Annotated in this window: 2 protein-coding genes; both read right to left on the reverse strand. The window is 63.2% G+C overall.

The features are described from left to right. Positions 1-27: 27 nt before the first annotated feature. Positions 28-2,097 carry a recombinase family protein gene (locus EHH60_RS36815; protein WP_124163997.1) on the reverse strand — a complete coding sequence of 690 codons (2,070 nt, stop codon included), beginning with the start codon at positions 2,095-2,097 and terminating at the stop codon, positions 28-30. Next, positions 2,087-2,281 (reverse strand): hypothetical protein (locus EHH60_RS37350; protein WP_210211726.1); only part of this gene is annotated, 195 nt, incomplete at its 5' end. The genes EHH60_RS37350 and EHH60_RS36815, both read right to left, overlap by 11 nt.

Consider the following 2,281-nt stretch of genomic DNA (forward strand, 5'->3'; position numbering starts at 1 on the left):
CAACTGCGCATCAGAACACCCATCTGGCTATGTGATTGAAGAGAAGAGATTTTGTTGAGCGGGATGCGATCCCGCGGGGTATTTTGGGTTCTGTCGCGCTCGTTCGGCGATAGATCGAGCAGCAGTTGTTATCAGCGAGGTGCGGGCGAAGATCCAAGGACCATCCGGAAGAGGATGGATGGATTCGATCTCGCCGGCTTCAGCGGCCAGCCGGAGCGTCTTGGGCGCGATCTTCAGGAGCTTTGCGGCGTTGCCAAGGTTGAGCCATGGCTCGATCCCGTCCTCGGCAGGCTTGAACACCGGGATGTGGTAGTTCGAGCGCATTGATGTGACGCGCTCGCGGGTCCAGCGATTGCCGTTGCCGGTCTTGAGGCCGTTGCGATTGAGGAGGCCGGCAATCAGATCGTCGCTGGCGATCAGCACCAGTTGACGCACGGCCTGGACGATATCGGCCGAGGTGCTGTTGCGCTGTCCGCGCCGGCACTTCGGCAAGCGCAACTCGCTGTGGGCGCCCCCCACCCAATGAACGATGAGAACGATCTCCGAGGCCGCGTCGTCGATATCGGCCACGACCTCATGGATGAGGGTGCGCACAATGCGCTTCTTAAGACGAGCATCCGTCGTCCGCGCATCCCAGACCGTTTTGAGGTTCGAGGCCAGAACGCCGAACGAAGCTGGATCAGCAAGGGGTGCGGGCGTCGCCACATCATGCATGGCGATCTTGGCCTCAACCTCCGCCGCGTGAGCGAGCGCCCTGTTCCAGCGCGCTTCCAGCTCACTGGCCACCAGCCGGTTCGCGGGATCAGCGGCATCGTATTGCCGGAAAGCCCTGTCGGCGGCATAGCGCGCCGCTTCGAGGTCGCGACTGAGAGCATCGCGTACCTGATCGCGCCGCTCCCTGGCTCCCTTGGCGGCAGCGGTTGCGGCGGCGACAGCGCCCGGACCGACGACTCCAAGCAGCGATTCCTCGATGGCGTCATCGACGCGCAGTCCGCCGAAGGCGATGCAGTGGGCCCCGCCATTATCCATCCAGGCACGGCTGCAGCTGTAGCGCGGGATATGGTTTTCCATGCCGGAGTAGCGGAGTGTGAGCTTACGACCGCAGCGCTTGCAGCGGATCAGACCGGCCAGCAACGCGTCACCATGCTTGGGCGCGCCGTGATGCCGACTGGTGGGAACATTGCTGCTGACCATGGTGCGAATCGCCTCGAACTTCTCCCAGCTCACATACCCTTCGTGAGTGTTGGGCTTCAGCGTCAGCCATTCGTTCCGCGCCTTGCGGCGGATCTTCACGCGCACGCCCGCGGTGCCATATCCCGCCGCCACAGCTGTCTTACCATAGGCATAGGCGCCGCCGTAGACCGGGTTCTCAATGATCCGGTGGATGGCAGAGTAGTTTGGTCGCCGCCAGGCCGTGTCGCCGTTGGTCTGCTTCACCGGAAGATCGAGATTGTACTCGTGGAGCCAGCAGAGCGCCTGACGCGCGCTTCCCAGTTCCTCGACCTTGTCGAACACCAGCTTGATCGCCTCCTGGACACGCCGATCCGGGTCTTTCTCATAACGATCGCCGGCCTTCACGAAGCCGACGGGCGCTGTCACAACCAACTCGCCCCGGCGCGCCTTCTCGTAGCGTGCCGAGAGCGAGCGCTGGCGCAACAGATCCAGCTCGTACTCGTTGAGGCTGCCCTTGAGCCCGAGCAGCAGGCGGTCGTTGCCGTGTCTTGGCGCATAGATGGTCTCTTGATCGACCAGAACGGTGTCGACCACGCGGCACATCTCGATGAGTTGCTGCCAATCCCGGCTGTTGCGGGCGAAGCGCGAGACCTCGCGGGCGCAAACCGCACCAACCTTGCCAAGGCAAACCTCCGCTACCATCCGCTCAAAACCAGCGCGTTGTATGCCGCCGGCGGCTGAACGACCGAGATCATCATCGATCACTTCAACCTCTGACCACCCGAGAGCCGTCAGCCGGTCCCGCATGGCGTATTGCAGCGCGCTGCTCTCGCGATTGTGCAACACCTGATGGGCCGAGGATTGACGCACGTAAAGAATCGCCTTGCGCTCCAGATGATGAGGCCTGACCTTGTCAGAGATCATGATCGACCTCCTTCGCGGGCAGCGTTGCTGTCCTCGCAGCATGGTCGAGGATCAACTGCGTCATCAGGCTCGTGAGGGCCGCCCGGGCTTCCGCCGGCAACTCCAGCCATGCGGGCGCGCCGATGGCGCCGTTTGACAGGCCACTCCCGAACAGATCCATCTGCGGCTGCGGCTGCGGCCGCGG

Source organism: Bradyrhizobium sp. RP6, from assembly GCF_003837805.1.
Lineage (GTDB): Bacteria > Pseudomonadota > Alphaproteobacteria > Rhizobiales > Xanthobacteraceae > Bradyrhizobium.

Coding starts and splice junctions, on each gene's coding strand:
- EHH60_RS36815 (WP_124163997.1), bottom strand. CDS start 2,097: ATGATCTCTGACAAGGTCAGGCCTCATCATCTGGAGCGCAAGGCGATT.